Annotated in this window: 13 protein-coding genes; 6 read left to right on the forward strand and 7 right to left on the reverse strand. The window is 63.8% G+C overall.

The features are described from left to right. The 3 genes from AC0L3J_RS15965 to AC0L3J_RS15975 all read left to right on the forward strand — a co-directional run bounded on the left by AC0L3J_RS15965 (position 1) and on the right by AC0L3J_RS15975 (position 2,597). On the forward strand, positions 1–1,722 hold the full coding sequence (locus AC0L3J_RS15965; protein WP_473347625.1) for an FAD-dependent oxidoreductase: 1,722 nt from the start codon (positions 1–3) through the stop codon (positions 1,720–1,722). A 158-nt stretch (positions 1,723–1,880) separates the two neighbouring features. Then, a complete protein-coding gene (locus AC0L3J_RS15970; RefSeq protein ID WP_007595988.1) occupies positions 1,881–2,042 on the forward strand; it encodes a DUF2934 domain-containing protein in 162 nt (53 codons plus the stop codon). Positions 2,043–2,309: 267 nt separating this feature from the next. Further along, a complete protein-coding gene (locus tag AC0L3J_RS15975; RefSeq protein WP_473347626.1) occupies positions 2,310–2,597 on the forward strand; it encodes a DUF2934 domain-containing protein in 288 nt (95 codons plus the stop codon). Positions 2,598–2,840: 243 nt separating this feature from the next. Here AC0L3J_RS15975 and AC0L3J_RS15980 read toward each other — a convergent pair whose 3' ends face one another. Then, positions 2,841–3,572, reverse strand: a complete 732-nt coding sequence (locus AC0L3J_RS15980; protein WP_473347627.1) for a DUF3750 domain-containing protein — start codon at positions 3,570–3,572, stop codon at positions 2,841–2,843. A gap of 120 nt (positions 3,573–3,692) precedes the next feature. Here AC0L3J_RS15980 and AC0L3J_RS15985 point away from each other — a divergent pair, with 120 nt between their 5' ends. Next, the gene (locus AC0L3J_RS15985) at positions 3,693–3,953 is read left to right on the forward strand and encodes a hypothetical protein (RefSeq protein ID WP_473289111.1); all 261 of its coding nucleotides are present in this window, start codon (positions 3,693–3,695) and stop codon (positions 3,951–3,953) included. Between the two features lie 102 nt (positions 3,954–4,055). On the opposite strand, the gene AC0L3J_RS15990 is transcribed toward AC0L3J_RS15985, so the two are convergent. Further along, positions 4,056–4,328: a hypothetical protein gene (locus tag AC0L3J_RS15990; protein ID WP_473347628.1), complete on the reverse strand. Its 273-nt coding sequence runs from the start codon at positions 4,326–4,328 to the stop codon at positions 4,056–4,058. On the opposite strand from AC0L3J_RS15990, the gene AC0L3J_RS15995 reads away from it, so the two are divergent. Next, a complete protein-coding gene (locus AC0L3J_RS15995) occupies positions 4,327–7,443 on the forward strand; it encodes a DEAD/DEAH box helicase (protein WP_473347629.1) in 3,117 nt (1,038 codons plus the stop codon). The two genes, AC0L3J_RS15990 and AC0L3J_RS15995, sit on opposite strands and share 2 nt — an antisense overlap. A gap of 3 nt (positions 7,444–7,446) precedes the next feature. On the opposite strand, the gene AC0L3J_RS16000 is transcribed toward AC0L3J_RS15995, so the two are convergent. The 5 genes from AC0L3J_RS16000 to glgA all read right to left on the reverse strand — a co-directional run bounded on the left by AC0L3J_RS16000 (position 7,447) and on the right by glgA (position 13,285). Next, on the reverse strand, positions 7,447–8,718 hold the full coding sequence (locus AC0L3J_RS16000) for a DUF892 family protein (protein WP_018453925.1): 1,272 nt from the start codon (positions 8,716–8,718) through the stop codon (positions 7,447–7,449). Positions 8,719–8,863: 145 nt separating this feature from the next. Then, positions 8,864–9,157 (reverse strand): hypothetical protein, encoded by a 294-nt coding sequence (locus AC0L3J_RS16005; protein ID WP_473289105.1) that lies wholly within the window; start codon positions 9,155–9,157, stop codon positions 8,864–8,866. A gap of 105 nt (positions 9,158–9,262) precedes the next feature. Beyond that, positions 9,263–11,500 carry a glycogen debranching protein GlgX gene (gene glgX, locus AC0L3J_RS16010; RefSeq protein ID WP_473347630.1) on the reverse strand — a complete coding sequence of 746 codons (2,238 nt, stop codon included), beginning with the start codon at positions 11,498–11,500 and terminating at the stop codon, positions 9,263–9,265. A gap of 43 nt (positions 11,501–11,543) precedes the next feature. Then, complete coding sequence (locus tag AC0L3J_RS16015) at positions 11,544–11,801, reverse strand: hypothetical protein (RefSeq protein WP_473347631.1); 258 nt, start codon at positions 11,799–11,801, stop codon at positions 11,544–11,546. 74 nt (positions 11,802–11,875) lie between these two features. Beyond that, positions 11,876–13,285 (reverse strand): glycogen synthase GlgA, encoded by a 1,410-nt coding sequence (gene glgA, locus AC0L3J_RS16020; RefSeq protein ID WP_473347632.1) that lies wholly within the window; start codon positions 13,283–13,285, stop codon positions 11,876–11,878. 335 nt (positions 13,286–13,620) lie between these two features. Here glgA and treZ point away from each other — a divergent pair, with 335 nt between their 5' ends. Next, the gene (treZ, locus tag AC0L3J_RS16025) at positions 13,621–15,432 is read left to right on the forward strand and encodes a malto-oligosyltrehalose trehalohydrolase (protein ID WP_473347633.1); all 1,812 of its coding nucleotides are present in this window, start codon (positions 13,621–13,623) and stop codon (positions 15,430–15,432) included. Positions 15,433–15,491 lie beyond the last annotated feature (59 nt).

Here is a 15,491-nt window from a genome sequence, read left to right on the forward strand (position 1 = left end):
ATGCCGCAGGCCGATCGCTCCTGGGACGTCGAGACCGATCTCCTGGTCGTCGGGGCGGGTGCCGCCGGCATGACGACATCGCTGGTGGCTGCCCTCGAGGGGCTCGACGTGATCCTTTGCGAGAAGTCCGACACAGTCGGCGGTACGACTGCGGCCTCCGCCGGCACCATCTGGATTCCGGGCAATCGGCAGGGACTGCTTGCAGGAAGACCAGACTCGACCGAGGCGGCGCGTGTCTATCTTGAAGCATTGCTAGGTGAACACGCCGCGGACGCGCGTGTGGATGCGTTCCTCCAGACGGGTCCAATCATGCTCGATTATCTCGAGCAGAGGACGAGCGTACGGTTTGCGGCGCCGCCGGTACATCCCGACTACAAGGATCTTCCTGGGGCAGCGATCGGTGGTCGTGCTCTCGGCGCCGTTCCGTTCGACGGCCGCAAGCTTGGCAAGGACTTCGAGCGCATCAGGGCCCCGCGGCGAGAGTTCATGGTCCTCGGCGGCATGATGGTCGGAAAGGCGGACATCCCGGCGTTGCTGGCCCCAATCCGCAACTGGACGAACTTCAGGCATGTCGTTGGTCTTCTCGGTCGGCATTTGCGCGATCGACTTCGCCACAATCGCGGAACGCGTCTGATCATGGGCAACGCTCTCGTCGCGAGGTTGTTTGACAGCCTCCGTCGTTCCGGCGTGGATCTGCGATATGAGACCGAGCTCGTTGAGCTCATCCGGAGCGGCGACGCAGTCGTCGGGGCCGTTTTGTCATCGTCCTCAAGAGCATTGGCAATACGTGCCCGCAGAGGCGTGGTGCTGGCAACGGGAGGCATCGGCTGGAGCCGCGAACTTCGCGAAAGGTTTTTCCCCGAGGGCGCGCACCGATTTTCACTCGCGCCATCGTGCAATACCGGGGACGGCCTGCTCGCGGCCGAACGTGTCGACGCGGTGATCGAGCGCAGTTTCGATAGCCCCGCCTTGTGGATGCCGAGCTCGGTCATGACGCAGGCGGACGGTTATGTCTCGGTATTCCCGCACATTATGCTGGATCGTGCCAAGCCAGGACTGCTTGCGGTGAACAAGTCGGGCCGCCGTTTCGTGAATGAAGCCGACTCCTATCACGACTTCGTGGAAGCGATGTTGCGATCGGACTCGCCTTCCGTATTAGCTACGCCGGCTTTCCTGATTTGCGACCGCGCCTTTATCGGCGACTATGGCATTGGCCTCGTTCATCCCAGGACGAGGGATTTGGATAAATTTCTGAAGGCTAAATATTTGCTGGCAGGCGAAACGATTGAAGCACTGGCCGAAAACATCGGCGTCGATGGCGGCGAGCTTGCTCAAACTATTGAGCGATACAATCGCTATGCCGAGAGCGGGGTGGACGAAGAGTTCGGCCGCGGTTCAAGCGAGTTGAACCGGTTCAATGGTGATCCCCGGAACGTGCCAAACCCGTGCCTGCGCCGGATCGGTCCTGGGCCATACTATGCCGTCGCAGTATGGCCGACGGATCTCGCCAGCAGTGCCGGCTTGTGCACGGATTCAACCGCCCGGGTCCTGTCTAGCCGTGGGACGGCCATACCCGGACTCTACGCCGTCGGTACCGATTCATCCTCGATCTTTCGAGGCACTTATCCGGGCCCGGGCACGATGATCGGGCCTGCGATGGTATTTGGATGGTGCGCGGCGATGCATGCCGCGGGCGCTTCAGCTCAGGAAAAAGATAACTGAAAGCCGCGTCGTCCGCCGCTCCGAACTAGGAACTCTTGCGCACCATCGAGGCTTGACTCGGCGGGCCAGCGTCGCCGCCGATTTGCTGGCCTGCACGGCCCCGCCTCCAAGCCCCCATACCCCCCAGGGTGGGGCCGTGTCTCTTCGCAGGAGATGCAATGCCGGAGCCGACCGATCACGACATCAGAGAACGCGCGCACCGATTGTGGGAACAGGCGGGCAAGCCGGAAGGCCGCGAGGAAGAGTTCTGGCACGCGGCCGAGCAGGAGTTGCGCAACGAGGACAAGTCGAACCCAATGCGGACGCCGGATACGCTGTGACCAACAAGAGATGCCCATTCTGCTGTGGTCTGGGATGGGTCTGCGAAAACCATCCGCTCCGCGCCTGGAGTGAGGAACTGGGCGGCTGCCGCTGCGGTGCAGGCATGCCCTGCACCTGCAACACGACGGAAGACCCCGAAACGAGGGCGGTGATCGTCGAAGCGGACACGACGTGGCATTGAAGGCGGAACAGAGCCTTCCAGCAGGAATTGAGGTTGTGAGCAGCACGGGCTGCGACGCAGGCCCGTGGCTACGGCGGGGTTTGCGGTGGACGAACGGCAAAAGATAGAGCACCAGATCGAACTCGCAACGCGAGCGGCTGCGCTCGTCAAAGACGAAACCACCGTCCAGCGATTCAGGAACTTTGCCGAGGAGCTGAAGCAAAAGCTGCTTCGCGTGATGGGGCGCGGCAAGGTGCGAGCGCGCGCTTACGAACTCTGGGAGCAGGCCGGTCGCCCGGCCGATCGGGACGTGGAGTTCTGGGTCGAAGCGGAACGGCAGATCGAACAAGAGCGCGAACAGCGGAAGCTCTCGGATCCCTTAGACAAACGATAGAAAGCGAAGCGATAGGACGAAACGATACACAAAGAAAAAACCGCCGAGTTCTTCACCCTGGCGGCTTCAAAAGTCCGTAGCTGTTGGTCGCCTCTCCAGCCTCGTGCGTACCGCCGTTACCTTGTTTGCGGCCATGCAAGATCATTCTAGGCCAAGGCGCTCGATTCTGCTGTGACCTGAAGCACACATTGGAAGGACGACGTGTGGCAACCGACCGCGGGTGCCAGCTGGCACCCGGCCTGCCTACGCGCCGGCCGCGACACCTAGGCGGCCTATGCCTGGAAGCTTCAGCGCGGGGCGGCGGATGTCGAGGCCGAGCACCGCGCCGAGGAAATTGATCTCGACCCCTTCGACCCAGCCGATGGTCATGCCGAGATAGCCCGACAGCGAGGCGTAGAGCCCGGTGCCGGACGCTGTGATGCCGGCCCAGCGTCCGCTGTAGGGAAAGTCCTTGCCGATGGCGGTTGGCGGCAGCACCGCGCGCAGCTCGGGAACGGCGTCCAGCGCCGCCTGCACGAAGGTGTTGGAATTCGGTCCCGGCCAGGCACTGTAGTCGCCATAGGCGCGGAACTTGTAATTTTCGATGACGGAACGGATCTTGGGAATCAGCGCTTCGGCCCGCGCGCCGTCGACGGCGACGACGGTTTCCGGAAGGGCGCCGAACCAGCGGCCGTCGGGGGCAAAGCCGTTGCTACGAATCGGGTCGCCCCAGGCCGTGTAGTCGTATCGGCTGTAGGTGGCGGCGCCCTTCTCCTTCACAACGATCCAGGTGTGAACGGCAAAAATACTCCGCCAGCGCACGGTGCGCGCGGCGAACACGCGGATCAGCGCGTCCGGATTGACGGATGCGGGCGGCAGCAGGCCGGCGCTGGAGCGATCCGCCGTCTGCCAATTGCCGCGGCCGTCGCCGCGCAAATAATAGCGGCCGGCCGACACGGCGATCGGCAGGAAGATCAGCAGCAGGAACAGAATCAAGGATTTCCTCAAGGGCAAACGCGGTCAGGCGGGACGATGCCACCAATATAGTTCGCAAGGCACGCCGCGCCAGCGCTCTCCTGCTCTTGCATTCGAGTGGTGCGGCCATATGTTGCGTCCATGAGGAAGTTGTCGCTCGTCGAGGACCAGGCCATCCAGGCGCGAATCGCGTACATCGCGGGCGCCGAGATTTTCGATCGCCTCTTCGCCGGCATCCGGTTCGACGAAATCGACGGCAATCTGCTGTTTGCCATTGCCAGCGACGAGGACAGCGCAGCCGAGATCGAGGACGAGTTCTCGCACCAGCTCGCTGTGGTCGCAACGCACATCCTCGCGCAGAGCGTGGACGTGGTCGTGGTGCTGCCGAAGGTCCTGCAATAGCCGCCTGCCCGTTCAGGCCGCTTGCCTTTGCCCCCTGTCTCTGCTTTTCAACGCAATTGCAAAATTGTAATGACGTCATTGGGCGCTCAGGCCCGAGGCGCGTTATCGACGGAGCTCGACGGGAGGGCTCGTCCTCGCTCGCCTCTGTTTGCGAAACAAAGTTGGATACACATTGGCGCCCACCAGGAAAGCCCGGGCCACGACCGGCGCGATAAAGACAAAAAGCAAGAGCTCGAAAAGCAAAGGCTCGATAAGCAAGAGCGCGAAAAGCAAGAGTTCGAAGAGCAAAAGTTCGAAGAGCACGGGCTCGACAAGCAAGCGCCCGGACAAGAGCGCCTCGCGCTCCGCGGTCGCCTCCTCGTCGCCGCTCGGCATGCTGGCGCTGCATCTGCTCGATCACTGGGAGAAGTCCGGCCGCGACGGCCTCGTCTTCCTCTGCGACGACGAGAGCAGGGCAGAGCGGCTGGGCGGCGTAATCCACGCCCTCGATCCCACGGTCGACGTGCTGGTGTTTCCGCGCCTGAACACGCTGCCCTTCGATGGCCTCGAGCCATCCCGCGAGATCGCGGGTCGGCGCAGCTCGGTGCTGCGGCGTCTCGCCAAGGCAAAGAAGCCCGTCTTCCTGGTGTCGACCGCGGAAGCGATCATGGAACGGCTGCCGCTGCCGGCGAGCTGGTCGCGGTCGAGCCTCACGCTGAAAGTGGGCGCACCCTATTCCGGGCCCGAGCTGGAGACGCGGTTGGAAGCTCTCGGCTACGATCTCGACGAAGAGGCGGAATATCCGGGCGGCGTCCTGTTCCACGGCAAGACGTTCGAAGTGTTTCCCGCCGGCGCGCTCGCTCCCTTCCGGATCGAGCATTCCGGAGACACGATCCGCAAGATCGTCGCGGTCGATCCGATCGAGCACGAGGTCGTCTACGAGACCGCCGAATTGATCATCGATCCCATGTCCGAGCGGATCGCGCTGGGAGCTACGCGCGGACAGCGGGCGACACTGCCGGATTATTGCAGCCGCGCGCGATGGATCGCGGATGCCGGGGTATCGGCCCACGCCGAGAGCTGGCTGGGCACGATCGAGGACGCCGCCGGCCGCAGGGACGCGGAGCGCGAGTATCTGGGGCAGGCGGACTGGAAGCAGTTGAAGAAGCGCATCAGCGTGCTGCCGCGCAAGGCCGCCTTCATCTCGACGCCGGAGTTCTCGAAGCTTGCCTCGCCGCGCAAGGCGCTTCGCGCCTTTGTCGCCGACATGCAGCGCGGCGGATCGCGGCTGCTGTTCGTCGCCGCCGTCGAGGATGACCTTCGCGCGATGGAGCGCATGAGCGGCATCAAGGCGGAGCGCCTGGCCGATTGGAGCGAGGTGACGAAGGCACGGAGCCGCGAAGGCGCGCTGCTGGCCGATTTCGACGCGGGGTTCATTGGCGCCGGCCGCAAGCCGCTTGTCGTCGTGACCGCGTCCGACGTGCTCGGCAGCCGGGCTCATCATCCCCAGCCGATGGCGCGCGCCTGGAACCCAGCGTTTGATCATCCCGACGTGCCCGAAAAGGGCGCCGCCATCGTCCATCTGCAACGCGGGCTCGCCGTGCTCGACGGCTTGCAGACCTTGGACATGGGCAAGGGATCGCGACGCGAGATGATCAGGCTCAAATTCGCGGGCGACAATGCCGTGCTCGTACCGCCGTCCGATCTCGCGGTGATCTGGCCTTATGCCGGCGAGCCCGGCAAGCTGACGCTCGACAAGGCGGACGGCAGCAGCTGGTGGGCGCGGCGCACCGAGGCGGAAGCGGAAATCCAGGTCGCCGCCAAGGCGCTCGCCAAACACATCAGCCAGCGCCTTCGCCGTCGCGCACCCAAACTGGTGCCGCCGGGGCCAGCTTACGAAAAATTCGTCGCACGGTTCCCCTATTTCACGACAGTGGACCAGGGCCAGGCGATTCAAGACGTCCTCGACGATCTCGCGGCGGGCCATCCCATGGACAGGGTGATCTGCGGTGACGTCGGCTTCGGCAAGACCGAGGTCGCGCTGCGGGCGGCGGCGGCCGTGGCGCTGTCGGGCAAGCAGGTGGCGATCGCGGCGCCGACGACCGTGCTGGCGCGGCAGCATGTCGAAACCTTCCGCAAGCGGTTCGGTCCTCTCGGGATCGAGGTGGGAAGCCTGTCGCGAGCCAGTTCAGGCCCGGAGACGCGAGAGACCAAGGAGGGGCTGCGGCGCGGCACGCTGAAAGTCGTGGTCGGCACCCAGGCGCTTGCGGCAAAGGACGTGAAGTTCGCCGACCTTGGCCTCGTCATCATCGACGAAGAGCAGCATTTCGGCGCGGCGGAGAAGGCGAAGCTCTCAGGCCTCGCCAAGGGGGCCCATTCGCTGTGGATGAGCGCCACGCCGATCCCGCGCACGCTCGCCGCGGGACTTGCCGGCTTCAGGGATCTCAGCGTGATCGCCTCGCCGCCGGTTCATCGCCTTCCCATCGTGACCAGGATCGCGCCGCTGTCGGACGCTGCCATTGCCGCGGCGCTGCTCCGCGAGCGCAGGCGGCACGGTCAGAGCTTCCTGATCTGCCCGCGCATCCAGGATCTGGAGCCGATGCTGGCGCGGGTGCAATCGGTGGCACCGGAGCTGCGCATCGTCTGTCTTCACGGCAGACTGCCCGTGGACGAGATCGACGACCGCATGATGAGTTTCGTCGATGGCGAGGCGGATGTGCTGCTGGCGACCAATATCGTGGAAAGCGGTCTCGATATTCCACGCGCGAACACCATCGTGGTGTGCTGGCCCGAAAAGTTCGGGCTTGCACAGCTGCATCAGCTAAGGGGACGGGTGGGACGCGGCGGCACACGCGCGTTTGCTCATCTGCTGACGGAATCGACCTCGGAGCAGTCCGAGAAACGTCTGGCGGTGCTGGAGGAGTTCAGCAAGCCGGGTGCCGGCTTTGCGATCAGCGAGCGCGACCTCGACCTCAGGGGCGCCGGCGATCTGTTTTCGGAACAGCAGTCCGGCCACGTCCAGGTGTTCGGACCGGTGCTCTACAGTCATCTGCTGAAGCGGGCGTCCGAGCGAGGCAGCGATACCGGCGCCGATCTGTGGGTGCCCGATCTCAATATGCCATTGGCGGACATGCTGCCCGAAGGCTACGTGCAATCGGAAGCGGTCCGGCTCGAGATCTATGGCCGCGCTGCCCGATGCCGAAGCGACGACGATCTGGAAGATCTGGAGGAGGAGATCTCGCGTCGTTTCGGCAGGCTGCCTCCGGAGGCCCGCGACTTCTTCGCATCCGCCAGGCTCCGGATCGATTGCAAACGGCGCGGCATCGTCAGGCTCGATGTCGGGCCCGAGGCCGTCGCCGCGACGTTCCTGCCGGGGCGGCTGCGGAAATTCAGGGGAAAGTCCGAGGGCCAATTGCTGCAGCGCGACGGCGACCGCGTCGTCTACGCCGGTCGCCGTGATCAGGACCCGTTCAGGCGCGTCGAGGAATTCCTCGAACTCCTCGACCCCTGAGGATCATTCGGTCTGCTCGACTGCCGCGGGCATTTTCGCCACCGACATCAGCGAGCGAGCCACCTGGTTGAGAAGCTGATCGGCGTTCTCCTCCTCGGCGAGCGATTTCGACAGCAGGGCGACAATGGCACTGTGGCGAAGCTGCTGGGCTAGGTTGCGCGCCGTGGTGTAGCCGGCGATCTCGTAATGCTCGACACGCTGTGCTGCGCCGATCAGGGCGAGGTCGGCCGCCGCGTCCTCCTTGTCCTCGCCCTCGGCCATGATCTCCTGGCCTTCCTCAACGAGGCCCATCATGCCCTTGCAGGGCTTGGCGCGGGCAGATTTGCCGAGCATTTCGAAGCATTCGTTGATGCGCTCGACCTGCGCTTCGGTCTCCGCGAGGTGCTGCTCGAACAGCTCGCGCAACTGGTCGAAGCGGGCGGCCTCCGCCATCTTGGGCAGCGCCTTGGTCAATTGCTTCTCGGCATGCAGGATATCGCGCAGCTCGTTGATGAGCAGATCGCCGAGACCCGCTTCGTCCGCCGGGGGCGAGCTCTCGGTGACGATGGCCGAGGCCGGGCCCGGTTCGCCCGCCTGGATCGCCGGCGACTCCGTGAAGACCCAGTCGCCGCCCTCGTTCCAGGGGCCGCGCGTGTCGATCTCGCCATGATCGCCGGCGCCAGTGGAATCATTGAAGAACTGGTCGACGAGGCCGGGCGTCGGGGCGATGCGGCCGATGCTGAAGGCCGGCTTGCCCATGCTCTCGAGCGCCAGTGCGAATGCCTTCATGTGCGTGATCTCGCGGGTCATCAGGAACTGCAGCGCGTCCTTGCTGCCGGCGTCGTCGCAGAAATTGATCAGCCGCTCGTAGACGATCTTGGCCCGCGCTTCTGCGGCGATGTTGCTGCGCAGATCGACGTCGAGCTCGCCGGTGATCTTCAGATAGTCGGCGGTCCAGGCATTGCCCTGGGAGTTGAAGAGATTGACCCCGCCGCCGCCCGCGATGGCGATGAGGGGATCGGCTTCGGCTGCCTGGCGGTCGAACTTCGACGGCTTGAGATGCATCCGCGCCAGCGTGCCGACCACTTCCAGATGGCTGAGCTCTTCGGTGCCGATGTCCATCAGCAGGTCCTTGCGATCGGGATCCTCGCAGTTCAATCCCTGGATCGAGTACTGCATCGCGGCGGCGAGCTCGCCATTGGCGCCGCCGAACTGCTCCAGCAGCATGTTGCCAAAGCGCGGATCCGGCTCGTCGACGCGAACGGTGAACATCAGCTTCTTGACGTGATGATACATGGTGGACTCTCGGGTGCAGGAGGGAGTGGAAAGAAGGTGAGTCCCGAACGGGCGGCTTCAGCGTTCGTTCCTCGCAAAACGACCTGCGCCGATAATGTCAGGCGCAGGTCGTTCGAACTCGATGGGCAGGATTGCGGGGGGCCGTTCAGCGTTGATCCGGACGCTTGGCAGGCGGCCCGCTCTTGTTGCCGGGCGCGCCCTGAATATGCGCCGGATCCTGCGATTGCACGGCGGTGTTGCCAGTGGAGCTCGTCGAGCTCGATCCGACGGTCTCACCGGGCTTGGCGGCCGGACCGTTCTTGTTGCCGGGCTGTCCGGCAATCCCGGCACCCGAATTCTGCGCGCTCGGCGCGGACGAAACGTCAGGCTTGCTGGCCTGCGCCCAGGCTGCTCCAGGCAGCGCGAGAGCGGCGAGGATAACGGCACCTGTGAACTTCATCTCGGTGTTCTCCGACTGATGCCCCATCTACTCGAACGCCGGTGACCTGCGTGCGTTCCCTGTCGTCATCAACTCGACAGCCTCGGCTCACCGTGTCACGACCAACTATCCGGGCAACGGCGCCTCCACGACGTCCAGCAGCGCGCCGAGGCCCTGGCGCAAACGGCGGGTGGCGATGCTCTCGGTGGCGAGACCGAACACCACGAGGGATCGCCCGGTCATCGCATAAACGTGCCCGAACTCGAATGCGGGCATCTGCCCCTCCGGTTGATTGGTGTCGATCAACCCGATCCAGCTGCGTCCCTCGGCGACCGCGGGCAAGGTGAAATTGACGACGTCGTGATGAGCATTGTAGATCAGCAGCATGGTTGCGTCCGAACCGCGGCGCTTGATCCCGGTCTCCTGCGCGCGGCCGTCGAGCAGCAAAGCGAAACATTTGGCATTGCCGTCCTGCCACTGCTCCGTCGTCATTTCCTCCCCGGACGGCGCGAGCCACGTCACGTCCTTCACGTCCAGCTCTTCATTGTGCGAGCCGACCAGAAAGCGGCTGCGGTAGAGAATCGGAAATGCCTTGCGCGTGGCGATCAGCTTGCGCGTGAATTCGCGCAGGCTGCGGCCGTTCGCGGTGATGCCCATCCAGTCGAGCCATGTGGTCTCGTTGTCCTGGGCGTAGGCGTTGTTGTTGCCGTGCTGAGTGTGTCCGAATTCATCGCCGGCAAGCAGCATGGGTGTACCGTGAGACAGCAGCATGGTCGCCAGCAGATTGCGCTTCTGGCGCTCGCGCAGCGCAATGATTTCCGGATCGTCCGTCGGTCCCTCGGCGCCGCAATTCCAGGAATGATTGTTGCTGTGGCCGTCGCGATTGTCCTCGCCATTGGCCTCGTTGTGCTTGTCGTTGTACGAGACGAGATCATTGAGATTGAAACCGTCATGGGCGGTGACGAAGTTGACGCTGGCCCATGGCCGGCGGCCGCGCTTGTTGAAGAGATCGCCGGAGCCAGACACGCGCTTGGCGAAGTCCGCGATCGACCCCTCGTCGCCCTTCCAGAAAGCGCGCACGGTATCTCTGAACTTGTCGTTCCACTCCGCCCATCCCGGCGGAAACTGACCAACCTGATATCCGCCCGGACCGATGTCCCAGGGTTCGGCGATCAGCTTGACGCTGGAGAGCACGGGGTCCTGCCGGCAGGCATCGAGGAAGCCACCGCCTTCGTCGAACCCGTAGGGCTCCCGCGCCAGGATGGTGGCAAGGTCGAAACGGAAGCCGTCGACCCGCATCTCGGTCGCCCAGTAGCGCAGGGAATCCGCGACGAGTTGCAGCACGCGCGGGTGTGACAGGTTCACCGTGTTCCCGGTACCGGTGTCGTTGATGTAGTAGCGCTGCTGGTCCGGCAGCAGGCGGTAATAACTGGCGTTGTCGATGCCCTTGAACGACAGGGTCGGGCCGAGCTCGTTTCCTTCCGCGGTGTGATTGTAGACGACGTCGAGGATGACCTCGATGCCATGAGCGTGGAACTGGTTGACCATGGTCTTGAATTCGTTCGCGAACGGCGTCTTGAGGTAACGCGGCTCCGGCGCGAAGAAGGCAAGGGAGTTGTAGCCCCAGTAATTGCGCAGGCCTTTCTCGACCAGATAGCTGTCGTCGACGAAGGCATGGATCGGCAGCAATTCTGCACTGGTGATGCCGAGCGATCGCAGATAGGCCGGGACCTCCGAATGCGCGAGGCCGGAGAACGTGCCGCGGTCTGCGTCGGGCACCAGCGGATGCAGCTGGGTAAAACCCTTGACGTGCATCTCGTAGACGATCGTCCGCTCCCACGGAACTTCCGGCTTGCGCGCGGCGCCCCAGGTGAAGGCCGGGTCGATGACGCGACATTTCTGCATCAACGGCGCGCTGTCGCGTTCGTCGTAGGAGAGATCCTTGTCGGCATGGTCGAGTTGGTAGCCGAACAGCTCCGGTCCCCAACGCAACCGGCCGACCAGCTGCTTGGCGTAGGGATCGAGCACGAGCTTGTTGGGATTGAAGCGGTGTCCCGCGTCGGGTTCGTAGGGGCCGTGGACGCGGTAGCCGTAGACGGTGCCAGGACGGGCCGAGGGCAAATAGCCGTGCCAGACTTCGTCGGTGTATTCCGGGAGCTCGATCCGCTCCAGTTCGGTCTCGCCGTCGTCGTCGAACAGGCAGAGCTCGACCTTGGTGGCATGGGCCGAAAACAGCGCGAAATTGACGCCGAGCCCGTCCCAGGTGGCGCCAAGCGGAAACGGCTTGCCCTCGCTGATGCGGGAGCGGCGCAGGCTCGAGGCCGCCCGCGTCAGGGCGTCATCCGAATGTACTTGTTGATCCATCGTTCCCCCCGAATAGCCCTTCAAGAATTGGGTGCAGTTGCCGTCACTTCCGCGTCGCCTGCTCGCCAACCGCCGCAGAGGCGATGACTGCGACAGGAGGCACATCGTCCAGCTTTGGCAACGTGGTTGCCCTTTGCAGCGCCGCCTCCTTGCTGATGGCCGCAATCGAGTTGCCGGTCCGCTCGACGATGCTGGTCAGCTCCGCGTCGGACAATCCAAGACGCTTTCTGACAAGGCGCACCTGAGTACGGTCGGCAAGGTCGAGCTTGTTACGGATTGGTTGTGGCTTCGGGCGGCGCATGGCGAAAACTCCTGTGTAGAGTTGCAACCGTCCCCCAAGTGATTCCGTTCCCTGCTTGCCTTGCAGTCGCCCGTCTAGATCGAAGATTTGTAGATCGCTGCGTAGGACTTGGCCGACTGGGTCCAACTGAAGGCCTGTGCCATGGCCGCGCGGCGCATGTGATCGAGTCGGTCCTTCATGCCGAAGGTGGAAAAGGCCCGGCAAAGGCTTCCAAGGAAGCCGGGGGCTGACGCACGGTCGAACAGGAAGCCCGTCTCGCCGTCCACGATCGTCTCGGCGAGGCCGCCGGTGCGATGGCCGATTGGCAGGGAGCCGAAGCGCTGGGCGTACATCTGGCTCAGCCCGCAGGGTTCGAAGCGCGACGGCATCAGGGTAAAGTCGCTGCCGGCGAAGATCTTTCGTGCCTCGGCGTCGTCGAAGCCGATCTTCACGGCGATCGAGCGCGGCGCGCGCACCTGCGCCTGCAGCAGCGCCTCCTCGAACCGCGTTTCGCCCTTGCCTGTCACGACAATCTGGCCGCCCGCATCGACGATCGCTTGCGCACTCTCGATCACGAGGTCGACGCCCTTCTGGTGCACCAGGCGCGCCACGAGCGCGAACAGGGGGCCTCTCGAGACCGCCAGCCCGAACTGTTCCCTGACATCGTCGGCGTTCAATGATCGTTCGGCCCAGTCACCGGCGCCGAACGGCTGGAACAGCGAGGAGCAGGTGCGCGGATCCCAGCTCTCGTCGATTCCATTTAGAATGCCGGAAAGCTGGTTGCGATCGGCCCGTTGCCGCAACAGCCCTTCGAGACCGCAGCCGAACTCGGCCGTGGTGATCTCGCGGGCATAGGTCTGGCTGACGGTCGTCAGGTGGGAAGCGTAGACCAGGCCCGCCTTGATGAAGGACAGGCGATTGTAGAATTCCACGCCGTCGATATTGAAGCTCGCCTCGGGAATCCCCAGCGGCGCGAGCGAGCTGCGGTCGAAGACGCCTTGATAGGCCAGATTGTGGATCGTGAACACAGTTGGAATGTGCGCGTAGTGCCATTCCAGATAGCCGGGGATCAATGCACATTGCCAGTCATTGGCATGGACGAGATCGGCGGCCCAATCCTTGTCGACCAATCCTCTCGCAACCTGCGCAGCGGCATAAGAGAAGGTCGCGAACCGGACATTGTTGTCGCCCCAATCAGCTCCGCGGCCATCGGCATAGGGCGTACCGTCTCGTTCGTAGAGCGCCGGGCATCGGACGACGTAATAGGTCATGCCGTCGGCGGTATGCCCGAGATCGACGGCAAAGGCCGGAAGGGCCGCGAAAGGTTGGCATCGTCCGACGGTCGTAAGGTCTTGTAATCCGCGCAGGACAGCCGGGTAGCCGGGGATGATGACGCGAACGTCGGCAAAGTCGCGCAAGGCGCGCGGGAGAGCCGCCGAGACGGCGGCAAGTCCACCCACTTGAATGAAGTCTGATACTTCGGGCGTCGCGAAAAGGATCCGCATGCGTCACGCCGCCCGGCCCGAGGGACACCACTGGCCTCTGCCAACCATCTCTAGAATTCCAATTGCGCTTCCCCAACGGAGCGCAATTCCTGAATTCCGCGCCGCAACAAACGTTCCTAACTTTCGCCACCGAACAGACTTTTTTCGTCCTCGGTTCAAAAGTGCACACAGAGCGTGTGCGCCGGGTGCGGCGCTCGCCTGAGGAACGAATGCCCGCATCCCGGCTTCTCACGTCCTGAGCATGCTTAAGCGATCGTAAAATCGAGCCTCGCGAAGCGTGTCGTAACTTCCAGCCATGCACGCAAAGGCGGCCAGTTTTGAGTCACAGATTGGGAATGGCCGGGCAAGCGCGACACCACGGTCCTCGATGCCTCGATCACGGGATCTGCTTCAATCTCTGGGCGCCGACGGCGCAATCGGTCGAATTGCTCGAAGCCGGCCGCCCGCCACTCCGGATGACGCGCGACGAGGATGGCTGGTACCAGTCGTTGAGTCCCACCGCGCATGTCGGCACGCGCTATCAGTTCAGGATCAACGAGGATCTCGTCGTTCCCGATCCCGCCTCGTTCTTCCAGCCCGACGACGTCGGGGCGCCGAGCGAGGTGATCGACACCACGGTGTTCCGGGATTCGGTGCTATATCCCGGCCGCCCCTGGGCGGAGGCCGTGATCTACGAACTGCATGTCGGCACCTTCAGCGAGGAAGGCAGCTATGCCGGCGTCGAGAAGAAGCTGCCCTATCTGCGCGATCTCGGCATCACTGCGATCGAGTTGATGCCGCTCAATGACGTCCCCGGCCGGCACAATTGGGGCTATGACGGCGTGCTGCTGAATGCGCCAAATGCACGCTACGGCAGGCCGGAAGACCTCAAGCGGCTGTTACGCGCGGCGCATGCCCTCGACATCATGGTCTATCTCGATGTGGTCTATAACCATTTCGGGCCACAGCTGAACTACCTGCATCTCTATGCGGAAAGCTTCTTCACCCCGCGCCATAGCACCGGGTGGGGCCCTGCCGTCAACCTCGAGGGACACGACGGCGCGTTCGTGCGCGAGTTCCTGATCGAGAACGCGCTGATGTGGCTGCGCGACTACGGGTTCGACGGCTTGCGGCTCGACGCCGTTCACGCGCTCAAGGACGATTCCGACCGCCATTTCCTGATCGAGCTTGCCGAGACGGTTCGCAGTCAGCTGCCGGGCCGGCGCGTGCATCTGATGCTGGAGAACGAGGCCAACCAGGCTCGCCTGCTCGACCGGGCGCAAGGGCGAACCCGGCTCTATGATGCGCAATGGGGCGATGATTTTCACAACGCGCTCCACGTCCTGCTGACGGGCGAGGACGAAGGCTATTATCGCGCCTTCGCAGACAGGCCGCTTGAACATCTCGCGCGAGCGCTCACCGAGGGCTTTGCCTACCAAGGCGAAGTCTTTCCGCTGCATGACGAACCGCGCGGCGAGCCGAGCGCGCATCTGCCGCCCGAGGCGACCATCTTCTTCGCCCAGAACCACGACCAGATCGGCAACCGCGCGTTCGGGGAGCGGCTTTCCGCGCTGGTCGGCCCGGAGAAACTGGCCCAGGCCATGGCGCTGGTTCTCTTGAATCCGCACATTCCGATGTTGTTCATGGGTGAGGAAGCCGCGGCCGAGACGCCATTCCTGTTCTTCGCCGACTGGTCCGGTGAAGCCGCCGAGCTGACGCGGGAAGGGCGGCGCAAGGAGTTCGCGCACTTCAAGGCATTCTCGACGCCCGACATGCGCGCCAGGATTCCGGATCCGTGCGATGAAGAAACCTTCGCAGCATCGAAGCTCGACTGGACCGGCATCGACCGCTCTCCCGCCAGCGCCAGGTTTCGTGGTCTGACGACTAAATTGCTGAAGATACGGCGCGAGAAGATCGTGCCGCTGATCAAACGGGGTTTCGTGTCGGCTCATTGCAAGTTGCTGGGGGAGGACCAGCGTAAGGGCGGCCTGGATGCCCGTTGGCGGACGGAGGAGGGGGAGATCTTGCAGATTGTCGCCAATTTCGCCGACCGCGAACTGTCCATGCCGGCGTTGGTTGCGGGCGAGAGCCTATGGCGATTGGGCGCCGCCGACGGCGCAGCCCTGTTGCCGAACGACATCATGGTGCGGCTTGGCCACGAGGCTTGATGGAACCGCGAGGAACGCATTTGAAAGCTTTCCGTTAGCGGAGCAAATCCCTGGAGCCA

Source organism: Bradyrhizobium sp. Kon37, from assembly GCF_055807535.1.